Source organism: Pseudomonas putida, assembly GCF_022627325.1.
Lineage (GTDB): Bacteria > Pseudomonadota > Gammaproteobacteria > Pseudomonadales > Pseudomonadaceae > Aquipseudomonas > Aquipseudomonas putida_X.
The window spans coordinates 136,442-155,391 of sequence record NZ_JAETZZ010000002.1 but is presented as its reverse complement, the minus strand read 5'-3'; the positions used below and the strand labels follow the sequence as shown (position 1 = coordinate 155,391).

At 61.9% G+C, this 18,950-nt stretch carries 16 protein-coding genes, 1 pseudogene and 2 riboswitches; of the genes and pseudogenes, 7 read left to right on the top strand and 10 right to left on the bottom strand.

Annotated elements, in window-relative coordinates; genetic code table 11:
- Positions 1-23: 23 nt before the first annotated feature.
- The 3 genes from JNA92_RS04620 to JNA92_RS04610 all read left to right on the top strand — a co-directional run bounded on the left by JNA92_RS04620 (position 24) and on the right by JNA92_RS04610 (position 4,665).
- Entirely contained in the window at positions 24-1,481 is a 1,458-nt protein-coding gene (locus JNA92_RS04620; RefSeq protein ID WP_241803551.1) for a sensor histidine kinase, read from the top strand.
- A gap of 294 nt (positions 1,482-1,775) precedes the next feature.
- Positions 1,776-3,272 (top strand): sensor histidine kinase, encoded by a 1,497-nt coding sequence (locus tag JNA92_RS04615; protein WP_241803550.1) that lies wholly within the window; start codon positions 1,776-1,778, stop codon positions 3,270-3,272.
- Positions 3,241-4,665, top strand: coding sequence for a sigma-54-dependent transcriptional regulator (locus JNA92_RS04610; RefSeq protein WP_241803549.1), 1,425 nt, complete (start codon positions 3,241-3,243; stop codon positions 4,663-4,665). Before JNA92_RS04615 ends, JNA92_RS04610 begins: the two co-directional genes overlap by 32 nt.
- A gap of 74 nt (positions 4,666-4,739) precedes the next feature.
- Here JNA92_RS04610 and JNA92_RS04605 read toward each other — a convergent pair whose 3' ends face one another.
- From JNA92_RS04605 to JNA92_RS04595, 3 genes are all read right to left on the bottom strand, one after another.
- Positions 4,740-5,042 (bottom strand): hypothetical protein, encoded by a 303-nt coding sequence (locus JNA92_RS04605; protein ID WP_241803548.1) that lies wholly within the window; start codon positions 5,040-5,042, stop codon positions 4,740-4,742.
- A gap of 84 nt (positions 5,043-5,126) precedes the next feature.
- Positions 5,127-6,479, bottom strand: a complete 1,353-nt coding sequence (locus JNA92_RS04600; protein ID WP_241803547.1) for a GntP family permease — start codon at positions 6,477-6,479, stop codon at positions 5,127-5,129.
- Between the two features lie 113 nt (positions 6,480-6,592).
- Positions 6,593-7,132: a gluconokinase gene (locus tag JNA92_RS04595; protein WP_241803546.1), complete on the bottom strand. Its 540-nt coding sequence runs from the start codon at positions 7,130-7,132 to the stop codon at positions 6,593-6,595.
- Between the two features lie 207 nt (positions 7,133-7,339).
- Between JNA92_RS04595 and JNA92_RS04590 the strand changes: the two genes are divergently transcribed.
- The 3 genes and pseudogenes from JNA92_RS04590 (at position 7,340) to JNA92_RS26015 (ending at position 9,805) form a co-directional block, all read left to right on the top strand.
- Positions 7,340-8,359 carry a LacI family DNA-binding transcriptional regulator gene (locus JNA92_RS04590; RefSeq protein ID WP_241803545.1) on the top strand — a complete coding sequence of 340 codons (1,020 nt, stop codon included), beginning with the start codon at positions 7,340-7,342 and terminating at the stop codon, positions 8,357-8,359.
- A gap of 126 nt (positions 8,360-8,485) precedes the next feature.
- A pseudogene (locus tag JNA92_RS26020) lies at positions 8,486-9,268 on the top strand (PAS domain-containing protein); the annotation flags it as partial.
- 42 nt (positions 9,269-9,310) lie between these two features.
- A complete protein-coding gene (locus JNA92_RS26015; RefSeq protein WP_400637809.1) occupies positions 9,311-9,805 on the top strand; it encodes a methyl-accepting chemotaxis protein in 495 nt (164 codons plus the stop codon).
- On the opposite strand, the gene JNA92_RS04580 is transcribed toward JNA92_RS26015, so the two are convergent.
- The 7 genes from JNA92_RS04580 to JNA92_RS04550 all read right to left on the bottom strand — a co-directional run bounded on the left by JNA92_RS04580 (position 9,780) and on the right by JNA92_RS04550 (position 16,313).
- Entirely contained in the window at positions 9,780-13,055 is a 3,276-nt protein-coding gene (locus JNA92_RS04580; RefSeq protein WP_241803543.1) for a transporter substrate-binding domain-containing protein, read from the bottom strand. The two genes, JNA92_RS26015 and JNA92_RS04580, sit on opposite strands and share 26 nt — an antisense overlap.
- Positions 13,056-13,068: 13 nt before the next feature.
- Positions 13,069-13,683: a response regulator transcription factor gene (locus tag JNA92_RS04575; protein ID WP_241803542.1), complete on the bottom strand. Its 615-nt coding sequence runs from the start codon at positions 13,681-13,683 to the stop codon at positions 13,069-13,071.
- 225 nt (positions 13,684-13,908) lie between these two features.
- Positions 13,909-14,151 (bottom strand): DUF1272 domain-containing protein, encoded by a 243-nt coding sequence (locus JNA92_RS04570; protein ID WP_241803541.1) that lies wholly within the window; start codon positions 14,149-14,151, stop codon positions 13,909-13,911.
- Positions 14,152-14,216: 65 nt separating this feature from the next.
- Positions 14,217-14,969 carry a precorrin-4 C(11)-methyltransferase gene (gene cobM / locus JNA92_RS04565; RefSeq protein ID WP_241803540.1) on the bottom strand — a complete coding sequence of 251 codons (753 nt, stop codon included), beginning with the start codon at positions 14,967-14,969 and terminating at the stop codon, positions 14,217-14,219.
- Positions 14,970-15,000: 31 nt separating this feature from the next.
- A complete protein-coding gene (locus JNA92_RS04560; RefSeq protein WP_241803803.1) occupies positions 15,001-15,393 on the bottom strand; it encodes a cobalamin biosynthesis protein in 393 nt (130 codons plus the stop codon).
- Positions 15,394-15,410: 17 nt separating this feature from the next.
- Positions 15,411-16,118, bottom strand: a complete 708-nt coding sequence (locus JNA92_RS04555; protein ID WP_241803539.1) for a CbtA family protein — start codon at positions 16,116-16,118, stop codon at positions 15,411-15,413.
- 9 nt (positions 16,119-16,127) lie between these two features.
- Complete coding sequence (locus JNA92_RS04550; protein WP_241803538.1) at positions 16,128-16,313, bottom strand: CbtB domain-containing protein; 186 nt, start codon at positions 16,311-16,313, stop codon at positions 16,128-16,130.
- A 109-nt stretch (positions 16,314-16,422) separates the two neighbouring features.
- Positions 16,423-16,647, bottom strand: a riboswitch (cobalamin riboswitch).
- A 924-nt stretch (positions 16,648-17,571) separates the two neighbouring features.
- Positions 17,572-17,781, top strand: a riboswitch (cobalamin riboswitch).
- A gap of 99 nt (positions 17,782-17,880) precedes the next feature.
- Here JNA92_RS04550 and cobW point away from each other — a divergent pair.
- Positions 17,881-18,948 carry a cobalamin biosynthesis protein CobW gene (gene cobW / locus JNA92_RS04545; RefSeq protein WP_241803537.1) on the top strand — a complete coding sequence of 356 codons (1,068 nt, stop codon included), beginning with the start codon at positions 17,881-17,883 and terminating at the stop codon, positions 18,946-18,948.
- Positions 18,949-18,950: the final 2 nt, after the last annotated feature.

The following is an 18,950-nucleotide window of genomic DNA, read 5'->3' as shown; positions in this document are numbered from 1 at the left end:
GGTGCTCAGCAGTGGTAGCCGCCATGGACATCGCCTCCCGTTCCGACCCACTCGAGTCACCCGCCAGCCCTGACGCCGGCACGCCGCGCAAGCCGTTCAACCTTCTGCGTTGGTATGCCTGGGTCAGCTTGGCCATCATCCTCTCGGTGGCCGCAGGCCTGGGGTTGATCTCCAGCCGTTTCATCATCCACGAAAGCGTCGAGCGTGACGCGCTGCTCACCGCACAGTTCATTACCTCGATCGCTGACGCTGAAGTGCGCCATGTGGCGATCCCCAATGTGCGCACCATGGGTGAGCTGCTGGACCCGCGTACAGACCTGGACCCTTTGCCAGGCGTAGACCCCGTGGCGCGGCGTAAGGCCCGCGGTGAATTCCTCGACCACATCGCGCACTTGCCAGACATGCTGCTGGCCAACATCTACGCCCCGGACCGCACCGTGATCTGGTCGAGCAATCCGGCGCTGACCGGCAAGCTGATTCAGGGCGATGAGGACCTGGATCGGGCGTTCGAGCATAAAATGCGGGTTTCGGCCAGTTACCACGGCTTCGATGAGGCCCGCTCCGAACAAAAGTTCGTGACCCCGCCTGAGCAGTTGTTCATCGAGAACTACATTCCGCTGTTCGATGCAGAAGGCGAGCACGTGGTGGCGATGGTGGAGATATACAAGGAACCCCATGACCTGATCGTGCGCATTGAGCATGGCCTTGTGCTCATTTGGCTGGCCATCACGGTGGGCGCCGGGGTGGTCTACATCGGCCTGTACGGCATCATGCGCCGCGCCGCCCGGTTGATGGCGGTACAGCAGAAACGGCTGATCAGCAATGAAACCTACGTTGCGCTTGGCGAGGTGTCCTCGGCCGTGGCCCACAGCCTTCGCAACCCGCTGGCCAGCATCCGCTCCAGCGCCGAGCTGGCTCAGGTGTTCGACGAGGGGCCGGCGCAGCGCAACATCAACGAGATCATCAGCCAGGTCGACCGCATGTCCCAGTGGATCCGCCAGTTGCTGCAGTCGCTGCGACCGCTGGATGACAAGGCCATACCGGTGGACCTGCCGGAAGTTTTGCAGGACAGCTTGCAGACCTTTGCCATACCGCTGGCACGCAGTGGCGTGACCCTGGACTTGAAGCCGCTTCCGGCAGTACAGGTGCTGGGGCAGCCGGAATTGCTCGGGCAGATTTTCAACAGCCTGATCGCCAATGCTCTGGAGTCGATGGAGCAGGGCGGACGGCTGCGTATCGAGGTGGTGAAGCAGGACAGGCGCAGCGTTACCCTGCGCCTGGCCGACACCGGAAAAGGCATGAATGATAAGCAGCAGCGCATGGCGTTCAAGCCCTTCTTCTCAACCAAACAAGGCGGGCTCGGGGTTGGGTTGGTACTGGTCAGACGGATCATGGAGCGGTTCGGTGGGTCGGTTCGATTGACTAGCCGCGAAGGCCTTGGCACTCAGGTTTCACTTCATTTTCGGCTTGCCAAGACCTAATAAATCACATGATTAACTGAAGGTAAGTCCTTGATCTGTAAGCTAATTATGTCTTTATGGGTAAGGTGACCCAAAAGTGGGGACTCAGTCTAGAAGACAAATTAAATGCTGTTCCTAAGTGGCTGATAGTAAAGGTTCTATATTTATTTTTTGCGCGTGGCTGATTTTTTGCAGCAAGACCTACGCGATAAATGGCGGCTGCAGCAGGTGTGGCGAAGTGATATCAATTAGCTACGCACGGTAGAGATGCTGGTGACAGCCTTCTGAACGGAATCCTTGCTCGGGAACGACGCGATGCAGACGCTGGAAACCGATGTTCCCGACAAAACCGTCGCCCAGCCCGGCAGTGGCCTGGGTGCGCCGCTTCGAGAATTCAATCTGCTGCGCTGGTTTTCCGTGATCAGCTTGCTGATCATCACCTCGGTCGCAGTTGGCCTGGGCTATGTATCGACCCGCTTCGTGGTCCGCGATAGCGTGGAGCGAGATGCCATGCTCACCGCCCAGTTCATCCAGGCCATGGCCCAGGCCGAAGTGCGCCATTCGCAATTGCCACCCGGCACCACCCTGGGTGAGCTGCTCGATCCGCGCCTGGACCAGCAGCATCTGCAGGTCAGCCCGCAGCTGGCCATGGCGACCCGGGTCGAGTTCCTCGATCATGTCGAGCACCTTCCGGATACGCTGCTGGCCAATGTCTATGCCCGTGACCGCACCATCGTCTGGTCCACCAACCCTGAACTGGTGGGCAAGCGCATCGAGGCTGATGGCGACCTGGACCACGCCTTCCGCTCGCGCAAGGCGGTCTCTGCCAGCTACCACAAAGTCGAAGAGCATCGCGAGGAGCAGAAGTTCGAGCGTGAGCCCAACTACCTGTTCATCGAAAACTACATCCCCTTGTTCGACAGCCAGGGTCAGCAGGTGCTGTCTATGGTCGAGATCTACAAAGAGCCACAGGACCTGATTCGACGGATTCAGCGTGGTTATGTGCTGATCTGGGCCTCGACCCTGGTGGGCGGGGCGTTGATCTACTTTGGCCTGTTCTGGATCGTGCGTCGCGCAGCCGCAATGCTGCATCAGCAACAGGATCGGCTGGTGGCGAGTGAAACCTATGTCGCCCTTGGCGAAATGTCCTCGGCGGTGGCCCACAGCCTGCGCAACCCATTGGCCAATATCCGTTCCAGTGCCGAGCTGGCACAGGAAATCGCCAATCCGCAGGCGCAGCAGAACATCGTCGACATCATCAGCCAGGTGGATCGCATGTCGCGCTGGGTGCGCGAGCTGCTGGTGTCATTGCGCCCGACCAGCGATATGCCCGAGGCCGTGGACCTGGTAGCCGCCATCAAGGACACCCGCCTGGCGTTCGCCCAGCAGATCGAGCGTAACGGCATCCACTTTTCCTTCGACGGGCCCCAGGCACAGTGGGTGGCCAGCCAGCCTCTGCAATTAACGCAGATCCTCAACAGTTTGTTTTCCAATGCCATCGAAGCCATGCCAATGGGCGGAGAGTTGCGGGCCAGCGTCAGCCCCCAGGACGGGCGGCGCGCAGCGTTGCTGCTCAGTGACACGGGCAAGGGCATGACCAAGCAGCAGCAACGCATGGTCTTCAAACCGTTTTTCACCACCAAGCAGGGCGGCCTCGGTGTAGGCCTGGCACTGGTTCAGCGCATCATGGAGCGTTTTGGCGGCTCGGTCAGCCTGAGCAGCCGTGAAGAGGAAGGAACCCGCGTCAGCCTCACTTTCAATATCGCAGCGGGAGGGGAACATGGAGCACAGCATCCTGGTAGTCGAGGATGATGAAATCCTTGCCAACAACATTCGCACCTATCTGAACCTGAAGGGTTTCGAGGTGACGGTGTGTAACAGTGCGGAGCTCGCGCTGGAGCAGCTCAAGCGGTTTCAGCCCGACGCGGTACTCACCGACAACTCGCTGCCTGGTATGAATGGGCATGACCTGCTGCGCACGCTGGTGGCGCAGATGCCGGAGCTCAAGGTCATCATGATGACGGGCTACGGTAACGTCGAGGACGCCGTGCAGGCGATGAAAGAGGGGGCGTTCCATTACCTGACCAAGCCTGTGGTGCTCGCCGAGCTCAAGCTGACGCTGGAAAAGGCCTTGGCCACCGAGCGCATGGAGCGCACGCTGTCGTTCTACCAGGAGCGCGAGGCGCAGAAGTCCGGGCTGCAGGCGCTGATTGGTGACTCGCCGGTGATGCTCACCCTCAAGCATACGCTGCGCCAGGTGCTCGATGCGGAACGGCGCATGGCTAATGACGACCTGCCGCCGGTGCTGGTCGAAGGCGAGACCGGTACCGGTAAGGAACTGGTGGCGCGTGCCCTGCATTTCGATGGCTCACGCAGCAAGGGGCCGTTCATCGAATTCAACTGTGCCTCGATCCCGGCCAACCTGCTTGAGGCGGAGTTGTTCGGTCATGAGAAGGGCGCCTTCACTGACGCCAAGGAACGTCGTGTAGGGCTGGTGGAGGCCGCAGACGGCGGCACGCTGTTTCTCGATGAGATCGGCGAGATGGACCTGGTGCTACAGGCCAAGCTGCTGAAACTGCTGGAGGATCGCAGCATTCGCCGCATAGGTGCGGTCAAGGAACGCAAGGTTGACCTGCGGGTGATCAGTGCCACCAACTGCAACCTCGAACAGATGGTGCAGCAAGGCAAGTTTCGCCGGGACCTGTTCTTCCGGCTGCGCATCATCGCCCTGAAAGTACCGCGGCTGCACGCGCGGGGGCAGGACATCCTGCTGTTGGCACGGCATTTCCTGGCCCATCACGGCCGTCGTTACGGCAAACCCAATCTGCGCTTCAGCCCCGAGGCGGAGAACTTGATGCTCGGTTACAGCTGGCCGGGCAACGTTCGCGAGCTGCGCAACATGCTGGAGCAGACGGTGTTGTTGGCTCCTAATGAAGTGGTGCAGGCGCACCAGTTGAATCTGTGCCTGAGCTTGGTCGATGAGCCACTCACGCAGCCGACGGCCACGGTATACGAGATGCCGCGCCATGAGCCTGAGCCTGGAACCAGCTTGCCGGACATGGAACGGGATTTGGTGTGCAGGACGCTGGACCGCACCGATTGGAACGTGACCAAATCGGCGCGGTTGCTGGGGCTGTCGCGGGACATGCTGCGTTACAAGATCGAAAAACTGGGGCTGACACGGCCTGAAAAGCGCCAGTGGTAGGGGATTTGGAGCGGTGGTCGTGGGTTGCCGATTCCGCCCTCGTCGCGGGAAACCCGCGACGAGGGCGGTACTGATCAGCGCTGACCGCCGTCCGATCCATTGCTACCTTGGCCACCTGTGCCTTCCGACCCACTGCCCTCCATACCAGGCAAATCGCGGTTTTCATTCTGCATGGCAGGCGGGCTTTCAGGGTCGCTGCCCTGTATTCGCGGATCGGTATCGCGCGGCACGGGTGCCTCGATCGGGTGAAGGGTGCTGTCCACGCCCGGCTGGGGCGCCGGGGTGTGCGGATCATCAGGATGGGTCGGCCCGGCGCCGACCGCCAGGGCCAGGGGGGAGGCGAGCAGGGCAGCGAGTAACAGGCTAGTGCGCATCATGGGCAGGCTCCTTTGCGAAGGTAGGGCACGTACTTCTGTTGGGCCCTACACAAAACGCCAAGGTGCCATTGCCCCGATAAGCGGTCACACCACCGTTGAAAGCATCATGATGAAGATGATGCCGACCACCGACAGGATGGTCTCCATCATGCTCCAGGTCTTGAAGGTCTCAGCCACGGTCATGTTGAAGTACTGTTTGACCAGCCAGAAGCCTGCGTCGTTGACATGGGACAGAATGAGCGAACCGGCACCGGTGGCCAGCACCAGCAGTTCACGGTTGACGCCGGGCACCAGGTCGATGACCGGGGCAACGATGCCTGCGCCGGTGATGGTGGCGACCGTCGCCGACCCGGTGGCGATACGGATGACCGCAGCAACCAGCCATGCCAGCATGATCGGGGAAATTTCTGCCTGTACCGCCATCTGGCCGATCACGTTGCCGACACCGGTATCGACCAGCATCTGCTTGAAACCGCCGCCTGCACCGACGATCAGCACGATGGCAGCTGTGGGCGCCAGGCTCTGGTCGAGCATCTTCATGATCTGCTGGCGGTTGAAGCCGCGGGCCGAGCCGAAGGTGTAGAAGGCCAGCAGCAGCGCAGCGAGCAGGGCGGTGATCGGGTGACCGATCAGGTCCATCCACTGGCGCACGATGTGCTCGGCCGGCAGCACGACGTCAGCGAACGTCTTGAGCAGCATCAGTACAACCGGCAGCAGCACGGTGATCAGGGTGACGCTGAAGCTCGGCAGGTTACCTTGGTCCGACTCCTTGGCGATCTGATCCATCAGTTCCTGTGACGGATTGCCGGGGATGTAGCGGGAGATGAAGTTGCCGTACAGCGGGCCGGCGATGATCGCCGTGGGCAGTGCTACCAACAAGCCATAGAAGATGGTCTTGCCGATGTCGGCGTTGAAAATGCCGATCGCCAACAGTGGGCCCGGGTGCGGCGGCACCAGGCCGTGCACCACCGAAAGCCCGGCCAGCAACGGGATGCCGATCTTGATCAGCGATACACCGGAGCGCCTGGCAACGATGAACACCAAAGGAATCAGTAGCACGAAGCCGATTTCGAAGAACAGCGGGATGCCGACCAGGAATGCGGCAAACATCATGGCCCAATGCACGTTCTTCTTGCCGAAGGCGCGAATGAGGGTTTGTGCGATCTGGTCGGCGCCACCGGAGTCGGCCATCAGCTTGCCGAGCATGGTGCCCAAGGCGAGGACGATGCCGACAAAGCCCAGTACGCCACCGAACCCGTCCTGGAACGACTTCATGACCTTGGCCACCGGCATACCGGAGGTCAGGCCGAGGAAACCGGCGGCGATAGTCAGGGCGACGAAGGGGTGGACTTTGAAATGGGTGATCAGCAGGATCAGCCCGACGATGGTTACCAGGGCGTCGAGCAGCAGGAAGGTATCTGTAGCCAGTCCGAACATGGTTTTAATGCCTCGGTCTTATCGTTGTTTTTGGCGTTGCTTGAAATTGAACGCTCGACGCTTTCAGGCGTCGGGACAGCGCTGTCTTTGGTGAGCCGGGAAAACCGCCAGGTTCAAGCGGTCCGCGCCAGGTCCCGCTCACCGCAGGGCTTTAGCCAAGTGTCTACCGTCTCGGCCAGCGCATCGATTGGCTGCGTGGCATCGAGGGGAAGGGTCAGAGGCTCGCCATGGGGGGGCTCTAGGGCAGCGAACTGGCTATCGATCAGGCTCGCCGGCATGAAATGGCCGGGGCGAGCGAGCACGCGCTTCTCGGCTTCTGCAGGGGTGAGTTCAAGAAACACGAAGACCAGCTCCGGCATGGCCTGGCGCAAGGTGTCGCGGTAACGGCGCTTGAGTGCCGAGCAGGTCAGGATCGGACGTTCGCCCGCCTGGACCGTGGCTTGCAACTCTTGGCCCAGGCGCACCAGCCAACCGGCGCGGTCGTCGTCGTTCAATGGCGTGCCCGCGCTCATCTTGCGGATGTTTTCGGCAGGATGGAACGCGTCGCCTTCGATCAGGCGGCCGCCACTTCTGGCGGCAATGGCAGCGCCGACGCAGCTTTTGCCGCAACCGGCCACGCCCATCACCACGATGGCGGACAGGGGAGAATTCATCAGTACCTCCTGCGGGGTGAGATAGCGCTGTCTCGTTGATGACGAAACACTAGCTCCCCGATGTTGTTGATCTTGTCGTTACGCAGTATGGACGCTTGGCAGAAGGCGTGTAGTGGCCACCACCAAAGATTACATTGCCTGCGTCCTGAGACAGCGCTACCTTAGTGGCCGTTCCCCTCCCTTGCAAGTAGTAAAATTACAACACTCATGTCGCGATCAGGCTCCCGCACTACCGGTCGACCCACTCTGGCAGAAGTGGCCAGGCTTTCCGGGGTTTCCCCTATCACAGCTTCCCGCGCCTTGCGCGGTGTCAGCACCGTGGCTCCGGCTTTGGTGGAAAAAGTGGTGGCCGCGGCAGCGAGCCTGGGCTACATCGCCAACCCCGCTGCCCGGGCGTTGGCCTCTGCACGCAGCCAGTCGGTGGTCGTGCTCATTCCGTCGCTGTCCAACCAGCTGTTCATCGACACGCTGGAGGCCATTCACGAAGTGATGCGCCCTCGCGGGCTCGAGGTGCTGATCGGCAACTATCACTACGATATCGACGAAGAAGAAAACCTGATCCGCAATTACCTGGCGTACCAGCCATGCGGCATCCTGCTCACCGGTTTCGAGCGTAGCGAGGCTTCCCGGCAGATGTTGGCTGCCAGCGGCGTGCCTTGCGTACACATGATGGAGCTGGGGGGGCCGCCAGGCATGTTATCGGTAGGGTTCTCACAGCAGCAGGCTGGCCGGGCTGCAGCCAGGCACCTGCTAGAGCGGGGCCGGCGGCGCCTGGCATTCATCGCCGCGCAACTTGACCCACGGGTGATGCAGCGTGCCGAAGGGTTCCGCCAGGCGCTGACTGAAGCCGGCGTGCACGCAACGGAACTGGAGGTGCTGTCGCCGCAGCCTTCCTCCATTGCGCTGGGCAGCGAACTGTTCAGCCAGTTGCTGGCGCAGGCACCGGATGTGGATGGCATTTTCTTCTGCAACGACGACCTCGCCCAAGGCGCTGTGCTGCAGGCCTTGCGCCAGGGTATCGACGTTCCAGGGAGCGTCGCCATGGTTGGGTTCAATGACCTGCCGGCCTCGGCGCACATGGTCCCGCGCCTGACCTCCATTCGCACACCGCGCGCCGCCGTTGGTCGGGGCGCGGCACAGGCACTGCTGGCGTTGCTCGATGGTAAGCGGGTAGCTACCGAGCAACAGGACCTGGGTTTTGAACTGATGGTGCGCGAAAGTTCCTGAGCGGGCGAGCGACGCTCGTACATGGGCTGAACGAATACACTAATCACTAAGTGATAGCAGTCTGCTTGCACGTGTTGGACGCCGATCTATGCTCAGAAAACCCTGCGCATAAAGGAACCCGGCGCCATGTTCGATTTCCATCACAAGTCAGATTTGCTCGAGATTCAGCGCTCTCACCAGGCTTTGGCACAAGCTCAGGCAAAACTCGCGGCGATCAGCCGCTCAATGGCGATGATCGAGTTTGGCCCCGATGGCACCATTCTCGATGCCAATGCCCAGTTCTGCCTGGCAATGGGTTACAGCGTCGATGAGTTGCGCGGCAAGCACCACCGCTTGTTCTGCGACCCTGACTACAGCAAAAGTGCCGAATACCAGCAGCTGTGGCGCGAGTTGGGCGAGGGCAAGCCCATCAGCGGCACCTTCGAGCGTATCGACAAGGCCGGCCGTGAAGTCTGGCTGGAGGCCAGCTACATGCCGGTGCTCGATGAGCGTCAGCAGGTGGTCAGTGTGATCAAGGTGGCTTCCGATATCAGCCAGCGTATAAAGGATGAACACGAGAGCGAAAGCCTGCTCAAGGCCATCGGTCGGTCCATGGCGGTGGTGGAATTCACGCCGCAGGGCCGGGTGATCAAGGCTAACGAGAATTTCCTGACGACGATGGGCTACCGCCTGGAAGAGGTGGTGGGGCGCCATCACGGTCTGTTCTGCCTGGCGCATGAACGGGAATCCTCCGCCTACCGCGACTTCTGGGCGTCGCTGAACCGTGGTGAGTATCACTCCCATCGTTTCGAGCGGGTCAACAAGCAGGGCCAGACGGTGTACCTGGAGGCCTCATACAACCCGATCTTCGACAGCAAAGGGCGGTTGTACAAGGTGGTCAAGTTCGCCAGCGACATCACCGCGCAGGTCAGCACCCAGCAAAGCGCCGCTGAGGCGGCCCATGCCAGTTCCGTGCAGACTGACGCGTGTGCACGCAAGGGTACCGAGGTGGTACAGCAAACCGTGCAAGTGATCGAGCAGATTTCTGCGGAGCTCAACGACGCGGCGCGCAGCATCGATGCCGTCAGCAAGCAATCGGACGTCATCGGGCAGATTGTGCTGACCATTCGCGGCATTGCCGATCAGACCAACTTGCTGGCGTTGAATGCTGCAATCGAGGCTGCCCGTGCCGGTGAACATGGGCGGGGTTTCGCCGTGGTGGCGGACGAAGTGCGCAGCCTGGCGGCCCGGACCAGCAAGGCGACTCTGGAGATCGTCGACGTAGTGCGGCAGAACCATGACCTTTCGCTCACGGCTGTGGCCAGTATGCAATCGAGCCTGACGCGCACGGGACGAGGGGTTGCCCTGGCTAACGAGGCAGGCACCGTGATCATGGAGATCCAGCAGGGGTCGCGCCACGTGGTCGATGCAATCAGCCAGATCAATTCGACGTTGCAATTGCACTGAGCGCGTCGGACAGTTCGCGCTGCAGGGTTTGCAGGCTGGTTTCCAGTTGCAGGCACAGCGCCTCGGTGGGCACGCCCTGCGCCAAGGCTTGTTCGATCGCTTCGCAATCCTTGACCACGCCGCGCACCTTGACCATCTTGGCGCCGCCCTTGATACGGTGTACGACAGCGCGCACCGCATCACCGTCCGCTTCACTACCCAGGCCGCGCAGCGCGGCGAGGTCTTCGCTGGCGCTTTGCGTAAGCTGCTGAAGCAGGCGCCGGACAAGCTGATCATCGTTCTGGGTCAGATGGTGCAACTCGTCCAGGTTAAGGCTGCTTGCCTTCGGCTGTGGTGCAGTTGTAGTGGCCTGGCCTTGCGGCAAATGGGCTTTCAGGGCACTGAGCCCGACCGGTTTGAACAGGCAGTCGTCCATGCCGCTGGCCAGGCAACGTTCATGCTCTTGGGCCTGGGCGTTGGCGGTGACCCCAAGGATGGTGCAGGCAGGCAGGCCCCGTTCGTGCTCCTGCGCGCGAATGCTGCGTGCCAATTGATGGCCGTCCATGATCGGCATGCTGCAGTCGGTGATGACCAGGTCGAAGCGTTCAGCCTGCCAGAGGGCCAGGGCCGCTTGGCCATTTTCGGCCACCGTCACTCGATGGCCCAATGTATTGAGCTGCTTCTCCAGCAGCAGCAGGTTGGCCGGGTAGTCATCCACCACCAGAATGTTCAGAGGGCCGCTTTCAGCGCCTTGACCAGGTGCGGCGGGCTCTACCGGTGCGGGTGCTTCGCACGTTGGCAGTTGCAGCTCGACCGATACCTTGGTGCCTACGCCTTCGACGCTTTGCAGGTCAAGGGTACCGCCCATCAGGTTGGCAAGCGTGCGGCTGATCACCAGCCCCAACCCGGCTCCCTGCCGCGCCCGCGGGCCATCAGCCTGGGCAAAGGCGCTGAACAGGCGAGCCTGGTCTGCCGAGCCAATGCCGATACCGGTGTCGCGCACGCACAACTGGATGTGCGCGCTGTTGCCGGCGGTTAGCCGCTCGAGGGCCAGGCTTACGTGAACCTCCCCGCGGTCGGTGAACTTGATCGCATTGCTCAACAGGTTGGAGAAAATCTGCTTGATCCTCAGGGCGTCTGCCAACACCCAGGCGGGCCCTTCTGGTAGCAAGCAATGCAGGCTCAGCCCCTTGACCCGCGCATTGCCGTCAAAGACCCTCACGGTGCTGCGTACCAGTTCGACCAGGTCGGTGGCCTCAGGCTGCAGGGTCATGTGGCCAGATTCGATGCGGGAAATATCCAGGATGTCGCCAATCAAACCCAGCAGGCCCACGGCCGAATCGTGTGCGGTCTGCAGCGCCTGAGCATCGCAGTGGCCTTTGCGGCTATCTTCCAGTGCCAGCTCGAGCAAGCCGATGACTGCGTTCATCGGGGTGCGGATCTCGTGGCTCATGGTTGCCAGGAACGTGCTTTTGGTATGGCTGGCCCGCTCGGCATCGTCCTTGGCCTGGCGCAATTGTTCGAGCAGGCCGCGGCTCAGGGTCAATTGCGCCTGTAACGCGCGTTGTGCCTCAGTACGCTGATTTATCAGCTTGCGCAGGTAACTGTTCCAGAACACCACGCCGGCCAGCAGCAGTGCAGAGAGCACCAGCACCTGCAATGCCAGTGTCCGGTAGTTGCGCCACGGGCTGTCGCTGACCACCGTGCTGATACGCCAGCGATTGATCAATTGATCGAGTTCTTCGGGAGGGATGCTCAACAGGGCTTTGTCGAGAATGGCCTGCAACTGCGGCTGGCCAGGTGCGACGGCGAACGCCGCCGTCGCCGGGTCATCACCCAGCACAGTGGCTATGCGTAGCTGGTCTTTGAAGACATGGGTAATGTAGTACTTGGCGTTGATATGGCTACTGTAGGCGACGTCAGCATCGCCGTTGGCAACGGCTTCCATCAAGCCTAGCGGGTTGTTCACTTCCACCACTACCGCCTTGGGGTGCTGGCGTTGCACTTCTGCTCGCAGGGGTGAGCCACGCAGCAGGGCGATACGTTGGCCTTCCAGAGTTCGTGACTGTGGCGGCCAGGGCGCCTGGCTGCGTGTGACCAGAACCCTCGGGCTGACCAGATAGGGGCGGGTGTAGCGCAGTTGCGTCTGGCGCTGCGCACCATAGCCCAGCGCCCCGATCATTTGCGCCTCGCCCCGTGCCACTTGCTCGATCATGGTCTGCACGGCGTTGCGCTCGATGAGCTTGAATGTCAGCCCGGTGCGCAGGGTGATCTGCTTGAGCAGGTCGATGGTAATCCCGCTGGGCTGCTGTTTGGCATCGTTGAAGGTCAGCGGCGCAAGTGCGGTGTCGACCAGTACGCTGACGGTGGGGTTCTGCTCTATCCACGCCTGTTCCTCAGCGGTAAGTGCTGACAGATGGCGTTCGAGCAACAGGCTGGTGTTGCCACTGGTCCAGCGGCGCAGGATGTTCAAGCGTTCGCTTTCTGTGATTCTTGCCAGTGCCATGTCGATCAGCCGGCGCAGGCGCGGGTTGTCATCGGCGAGGGCGAAGGAAAAGGTGCCCGCTGGCCCACGGCAGAAATGGTCGATCTTCACCGTACCCTGGTAACTTTTGCCAATCAGAAAGTCAGTGCTGATGGCATCCCCGAGATAGGCGTCCACCTCGCCCGTTTCCACCGCCGCCAGCCCAGCCAGGGTCGAGCGATAGAGGCTCAACTGTGCGTTGGGGTAGAGCGCACGAACCGTTTCACTCGGCAGGTAGTGATCGACCATGCCCAGGCGCAGGTCTTTCAGGTCCATGTCGTTTTTAAGGGGGCGCCCTTCGCGGGTCACGATGACTGGCAAATCGTCTGCATAGGGCTGGCTCAGGCTCAACTGGGCATCGGCCGCTTCGAAACCGTTGGAGCTGCCCAGCAAATCGATTTTGCCGTCGCGCAAGGCTGCGATCGCGGCATGGCGGCTGGGAAAGCGCCTGACCTCGACCGGTATTCCCAGAAGTTCGGAGATGAGCCCGGCATAATCTGCGCTCAAGCCCTCATAGTCGGTCGGGCTGATATTGATCTCGAACGGTGCGTAATCGGGACGCGAGCTGCCCAGCAGCAGGACTTTGCGCTGCTGCAACCAGTGGCGGTCCTGGCTATCGAGTTGCAGTGGTGAAGCGGTGCTGACCGAACGCGCCAACAACTGCCGCGTTTCCACATCTGCCGGTGTGGCGAGCGCCGAGCCACCCATGCCAATGGCCAGCAAAAGTGCCAGCAGTACGCACTTCATGCCGATCATGCGCCTAGTTGACGTTGTTGCGTTTGGCCAGGTCGACCATTTCTACCAATGATTCTGTCTTGAGCTTGTCCATGATGCGCCCACGGTAAGTGCTGATGGTCTTGGCGCTGAGGTTCATGCAATGGCCTATGTTCTTGTTGTTCTCGCCACGGGCCAAGCGCCGCAGCACTTCCATCTCCCGATTCGACAGGCTGCTCAGGCGCCCTTGCTCGCTGTCCAGCGTGTTGCTGTTCACCGACATCTGCGGGAAGGTCGAGTACCCTTTGACCAGGGCTTTCATGGCAAAGACGACGGCATCGAGATCTTCATCTTTGGTTACGAAAGCGCCGATACCGGCGTCCAGGCAGCGGCGTACGTACAATTCCGAGGCCTGCCCGGTCAGGACCATGATCCTGGGCGCGTGTTCAAGCTGCTGCAGGCGTTTGATGACTTCCATACCGTCGAGGCCGGGAAGCCCGATGTCCAGCACTACCACATCGGGGCGCAGGTTGCGTGCTACCTGCGCCACTTCGCTACCGTTGTCGACTTCACCCACAACTTTGAAGCGCTCACGCTCAAGCAGCATGCGCAGCGCAAATCGAACGGTAGAGTGATCGTCAACGATCAGCACGGTTGTCATGAGGCTAACTCCTGTCGGAATGTGGTCCGTTTCCTAAGGCTAATCAGGAATACGTCTGCAAGGTCTTTCTGCAGCGCAGCACGATACGTCCATTCCGGTTCCTTGGTAATGGCGAGTATAGATGTGTTGAGTAAGGGGCACGACTTTGTTGAAAAGTCCTACAAGATCGTCTGAGAACAAGCATCGCCGGGGTATGTTTCGACGATGCTTGGGGCTGCAGGTTACTCAGCCACAGCGGGCGTGGGGCTTGAGCACGCGCACTGTGGCAGGCGGGTTGTTGCTCAAGGCGGTGCCGACCCGGGTGGGGCGTGCGACCAATTGTCCTGAGCAGTTGGGGCAGCGGCCCTGGAAGTGGGTTTGTGCACAGCGCTTGCAGAATGTGCATTCGAACGAGCAGATCAGCGCGTCAGGGCTGTCGCCCGGCAGATCGGCGTTGCAGCATTCGCAATTGGGACGTAGTTCCAGCATGGGGCGACTCCGGTCCGCGGGATGGAGCCTGGAGTCTGCTATGGCGGGGATCGGCTTGGCAATGTTCAACTGCCCTGGCGATAGAGGTGCGCATGCCCGGCACGGTACAGGGCGGATTCGGCGAACGGCGCATCGCCCAGCACATGCCCGACGAGGATCAGCGCGGTGCGACGAAAACCCTTCGCGGCTACCTGCTCGACGATATCGTGGAGGGTGCCCCGTACCCAGTCCTGATCGGGCCAGGTGGCCCGATGCACCACGGCCACCGGGCAGTCTGCGCCGTAATAAGGAACAAGCTCATCGACGATTCGAGCCAGGTGTTTCACGCCGAGGTGGATCGCCAAGGTGCAGCCATGACGTGCCAGGTCGCCCAGTTGTTCGCCTGCCGGCATGGGCGAGCTGTCACCGTAGCGGGTCAGGATGACCGTCTGCGCCACCTCTGGCAGGGTCAGTTCGCAGCCCAGCAAAGCGGCACTGGCGGCGGTAGCGGTTACACCCGGAATGATCTGGTAGTCGATGCCCAGTTCGCGCAGGTGGCGGATCTGTTCGCCGATGGCACCATACAAGCTGGGATCGCCACTGTGGACACGGGCGACATCCTGGCCCTGTTCATGGGCCGCGTGCATGGCCGCAACGATCTGCTCCAGGTGCAGTTCGGCACTGTTTATCACGGTCTGGGCCTGGTGCCCTTCGAGCACGGCAGCGGGCACCAGCGAGCCGGCGTAGATGATCACTGGGCACTGACGGATCAGCCGCTGCCCTTTGACCGTGATCAATTCCGGGTCGCCTGGGCCGGCGCCGATGAAGTAGACCGTCATGGAAAATCCTTGCAGGAGAATGGTGAAACAATTATCCGCCGCTGGCGAGGGCGAGGGTAGCGCCGCCAAGGGTTTGCCGCGTGACCACGAGCGCGGCGTTGCCACATTCATGATCGGCCAGGGCCAGGGCTGCGCTCTCCGCCACGCCCCAGCAACCGCTGTGGGCGAATGCTACCGCAGAGCGGTGGCTCAGTTGCGGCTCGTAGGCCTGCAGTTGCGAGGGTGCGAACACCAAAAGGGGCAAGTTGTGACGTTCGGCGAGTTGTCGCAGGCCGGGTTCGTCCGCTTTCGCTGTGATGCTGGCGATGCCTCGCAACGCCGCCAGCGTCAGCCCATGGCTGTGCAGTGCCTGGTATAGCAGTTCGTCGAGGGCCTCCACCGGGCAGCCCCGGCGGCAACCAAAGCCGGCGTAGAGCGCCGGCAGTGTGCATTGGCTTGCCATCAGGCCTGGCTGGAGCGGCGGTACAACCAGGCGCTGAGCAGGCCCAGCGCCAACCAGAAGGCAGCGTTGGTTACCCACGACGCGATCTTGAATTGGGTTTCCAGCGCTTCTGGGGCCAGGCTTTGGTGAACGTCGGGTTGCGGAGCGCCGATCACGTGCGGGATTACCAGCAACACGGCGCCGCAGGCCTTGAGCAGCCAATGACGCGCGAACACCAGCAAAGCAAGCCCCAATGCGGTTGCGGCGGCGGTGCCAATCCACCAGCTCTGGCGCTGGCCGAGGTCGGCCGCGGCGGTGCCTGGTAGTTCTGGCGGCAGGCCCAAGGTGGGTGCCAGGCAGAACACGGCGAAGCCGGCCAAGCCCCACAATGCGCCGGTGGTGACGCGGTTGGGTTCGCGCAGGCTGTACAGCGCGGCAAGGATCAAGGCAAAGCCGACGGCTACGACCAGGTTGCCTCCGGTGGTGGAGAGGATGCGTTGCCAGCCGTCCTCTGGTGACCACGCCTCTGCGCTGTGTTCGTGCGCCGCGGCGTGTTCATGCCCGGCGGTTGCCTGGCTATCGTGGTGGTGTTCGGCGGCGGGGGCTGCCGATTCATAGGTTTCTGCCTCAAGAATGAGCGGTGCGACCCAGAAGCTTTGCAGCAGGGTCAACAACAGGGCTGCGAGCAGGCCGCTGAAGCCTGCGGTGCGGGCGATGCGCTTGATCATGGGGCGGTCTCAGTGGCAAGGGAATGCGGCGCTGTGGCGGGTGTCGTGGGCGGCGTTGTGTACCGCCTCGATGTGTGAGAAGCCGGCAAAGTAGATCAGGCACAGGCCCAACAGGCTGGCAGCGGTGGCGATGACCACGCGCTGGCTGAGGGTGACGGGGGTGGCGATACCGTGTTTGGCGCTGGTGACGGGCATGACGCGTTCCTCTGCTTTGTGGGGCATTGTGCTTATTGGGCAACAGGCAAGCGCGGCAGCCCCGGGCTTGGGTGGCCCAGAGAAATGCGACAGCGCCCGCCCACCGCGGGGTGTTCATGAACGCCAGGCCGGTCTCCGGGCTTGCGAGGAGGAGCAGGGCTCCTGGTAAAGCGTCACCTTCCCATGCCGGATGGCGTGGCACAGTGGTCTAGACGCTTCGCTCGCTTACCGTTGCGGGGGCAGCACCGGGATTGTCCGGCCCTGATCGAGGGCCTGCGACGCACCGGTTTCCCGTTTCACCCCCAATGGGGGCACCTGAACGTAAGGTGCAAGGAGAGCACGGGGCAGGGTTTGCGTCAATCGCAGCCCTTATCGCATGCCACGATTTCCCTGCCGTTGCCGTTGCCGTTGCCGTTGCCGTTGTCTTGCTCTTGCTCTTGCTCTTGCTCTTGCTTTTCAGTGCGCGGTAGATCAGACGCTGCAGATTGCGACTTCAGGAGGCCGAACGGAGGTCTTGCGGAGGGAGGTGACGGGCATGGATGCCCGTCAAGCGCTTCGGCCCATGGATGGGCCGTGAGCGCGGTCCTCCCGGGAGCAAGGCCGGAGTGAGGGAACCCCGGAGCGAAGCGTAGGGGCCGGATGATGGGAGCGGGCGGTTTTTGGTTCCTTTTTGCCAAGACAAAAAGGGACCCGCCGTAAGGGCGGAAAGGTGATTCAGCGCCGCCCCGGCAAATGGATATTCACGCTAGCCGCAAGCCGCAAGCCGCAAGCCGCAAGCCGCAAGCCGCAAGCCACAAGCCACAAGCCACAAGCTCATGCTGGGGTTTCGATTCATCTGGGCATATCCATTTGCTATGGCGACGCTCACTCACCTTTCCGCCCTTACGGCGGGTCACTTTTTGGCAAACGCCCCAAAAAGTAACCAAAAAAGGCTGGCTCCTATCATCCGGCCCCTACGCTGCGCTTCGGGGTTCCCTCGCTCCGGCCTTGCTCCCGGGAGGACCGCGCTCACGGCCCATCCATGGGCCGAAGCGCTTGACGGGCATCCATGCCCGTCACCTCCCTCCGCAAGGCCTGCGCTCGGCCTCCTGAAGTCGCAATCTGCGGTGCCTGTACTTGCGCGCTAGAAAAGCAAGAGCAAGAGCAAGAGCAAGAGCAAGAGCAAGAGCAGGGGCAGGCAGGGCTTGGGCTTGCGCTTGGTTCATTGCGTAGGGGTGGGGACGGGCGCGTCAACAGTTGACCACCTGCCACCCCCCGCGTAGCCTTGCCGCTTCGAGGTTCTTCGGCCAGGCCGAAGCTAAGACGGGAACGCGGTACAAGCCGCGGCTGCCCCCGCAACTGTAAGCACCGGTAACGGATCGACACAGCCACTGCGCCTAAGCGCGGGAAGGCGTCATCCCGCCAGCCCCTTGATCGAACGGGCCGCAACGGTGCAAGCCAGGAGACCTGCCTCGCAACGTTTTCGACTATCAACCGGGCGGGGTGATCCGGTGGCGAACGAGCCCGGCCGGTCCGACCGCGGCTTTCGTCCCGCATGCCCGCGCCATCCTGCCAAGGGCAACGCGACATGAAAACACTGGCCAAGCTCCCCGTCACCATCGTCACCGGCTTCCTCGGCTCGGGCAAGACCACCTTGCTCCGGCACATGCTCGACAACGCCCAAGGCCGCCGCATCGCAGTCATCGTCAACGAGTTCGGCGAACTCGGCATCGACGGCGAAATCCTCAAACAATGCAGCATCGGCTGCACCGAAGAAGAAGCCAGCGGCCGCGTCTACGAACTGGCCAACGGCTGCCTCTGCTGCACCGTTCAGGAAGAATTCTTCCCGGTCATGCGTGAACTGGTGGCGCGCCGTGGCGACCTCGACCATATCCTCATCGAAACCAGCGGTCTGGCACTGCCAAAGCCCCTTGTGCAAGCCTTCCAGTGGCCGGAAATCCGCAACGCCTGCACCGTCGACGCGGTGATTACCGTGGTCGACAGCCCGGCTGTCGCCGCCGGTACCTTCGCCGCCTACCCAGACCAGGTCGACGCCCAACGCAAGCTCGACCCCAACCTGGACCACGAGTCGCCGCTGCACGAGCTGTTCGCCGATCAACTGGCCAGTGCCGATCTGGTGGTACTGAACAAAGCCGACCTGATCGACGCCGAAGGCCTGGCGAAAGTCCGCGCTGAAGTGGCCGAAGAATTGCCGCCCGCGGTCAAGGTAGTCGAGGCTAGCAGCGGCCGCCTGCCGCTGAACGTGCTGCTGGGCGTCGGCGCAGAGTCCGAAGCGCACATCGATGGCCGCCGCACCCACCATGATTCGCATCACGACGGCGAAGACCACGACGATCACGACCATGATGCCTTCGACTCCATCTCCATCGACTTGCCGGAGGCCGACGAAGCGCTGCTGCTCGACGCCCTGACCCAACTGGTGGTGGAATTCGGCATCCTCCGTGCCAAAGGCTTCGCAGCCATTCCTGGCAAGCCCATGCGCCTGCTGGTGCAGGGCGTAGGTACCCGTTTCGACAAGCACTTCGACCGCGCCTGGCGTGCCGATGAGCCGCGCGTCACCCGGCTGGTGCTGATCGGCCAAGACCTTGACGCCGCACAGCTGGAAGCACGTCTGCGCCAGGCACTGGGCGCCTGACC

What these genes read in the sequence shown, in the direction of transcription:
- JNA92_RS04620 (WP_241803551.1), top strand. Translation starts at nt 24, where the DNA reads ATGGACATCGCCTCCCGTTCCGACCCACTCGAGTCACCCGCCAGCCCT.
- JNA92_RS04615 (WP_241803550.1), top strand. Translation starts at nt 1,776, where the DNA reads ATGCAGACGCTGGAAACCGATGTTCCCGACAAAACCGTCGCCCAGCCC.
- JNA92_RS04610 (WP_241803549.1), top strand. Translation starts at nt 3,241, where the DNA reads ATGGAGCACAGCATCCTGGTAGTCGAGGATGATGAAATCCTTGCCAAC.
- JNA92_RS04605 (WP_241803548.1), bottom strand. Translation starts at nt 5,042, where the DNA reads ATGATGCGCACTAGCCTGTTACTCGCTGCCCTGCTCGCCTCCCCCCTG.
- JNA92_RS04600 (WP_241803547.1), bottom strand. Translation starts at nt 6,479, where the DNA reads ATGTTCGGACTGGCTACAGATACCTTCCTGCTGCTCGACGCCCTGGTA.
- JNA92_RS04595 (WP_241803546.1), bottom strand. Translation starts at nt 7,132, where the DNA reads ATGAATTCTCCCCTGTCCGCCATCGTGGTGATGGGCGTGGCCGGTTGC.
- JNA92_RS04590 (WP_241803545.1), top strand. Translation starts at nt 7,340, where the DNA reads ATGTCGCGATCAGGCTCCCGCACTACCGGTCGACCCACTCTGGCAGAA.
- JNA92_RS04580 (WP_241803543.1), bottom strand. Translation starts at nt 13,055, where the DNA reads ATGAAGTGCGTACTGCTGGCACTTTTGCTGGCCATTGGCATGGGTGGC.
- JNA92_RS04575 (WP_241803542.1), bottom strand. Translation starts at nt 13,683, where the DNA reads ATGACAACCGTGCTGATCGTTGACGATCACTCTACCGTTCGATTTGCG.
- JNA92_RS04570 (WP_241803541.1), bottom strand. Translation starts at nt 14,151, where the DNA reads ATGCTGGAACTACGTCCCAATTGCGAATGCTGCAACGCCGATCTGCCG.
- cobM (WP_241803540.1), bottom strand. Translation starts at nt 14,969, where the DNA reads ATGACGGTCTACTTCATCGGCGCCGGCCCAGGCGACCCGGAATTGATC.
- JNA92_RS04555 (WP_241803539.1), bottom strand. Translation starts at nt 16,118, where the DNA reads ATGATCAAGCGCATCGCCCGCACCGCAGGCTTCAGCGGCCTGCTCGCA.
- JNA92_RS04550 (WP_241803538.1), bottom strand. Translation starts at nt 16,313, where the DNA reads ATGCCCGTCACCAGCGCCAAACACGGTATCGCCACCCCCGTCACCCTC.
- cobW (WP_241803537.1), top strand. Translation starts at nt 17,881, where the DNA reads ATGAAAACACTGGCCAAGCTCCCCGTCACCATCGTCACCGGCTTCCTC.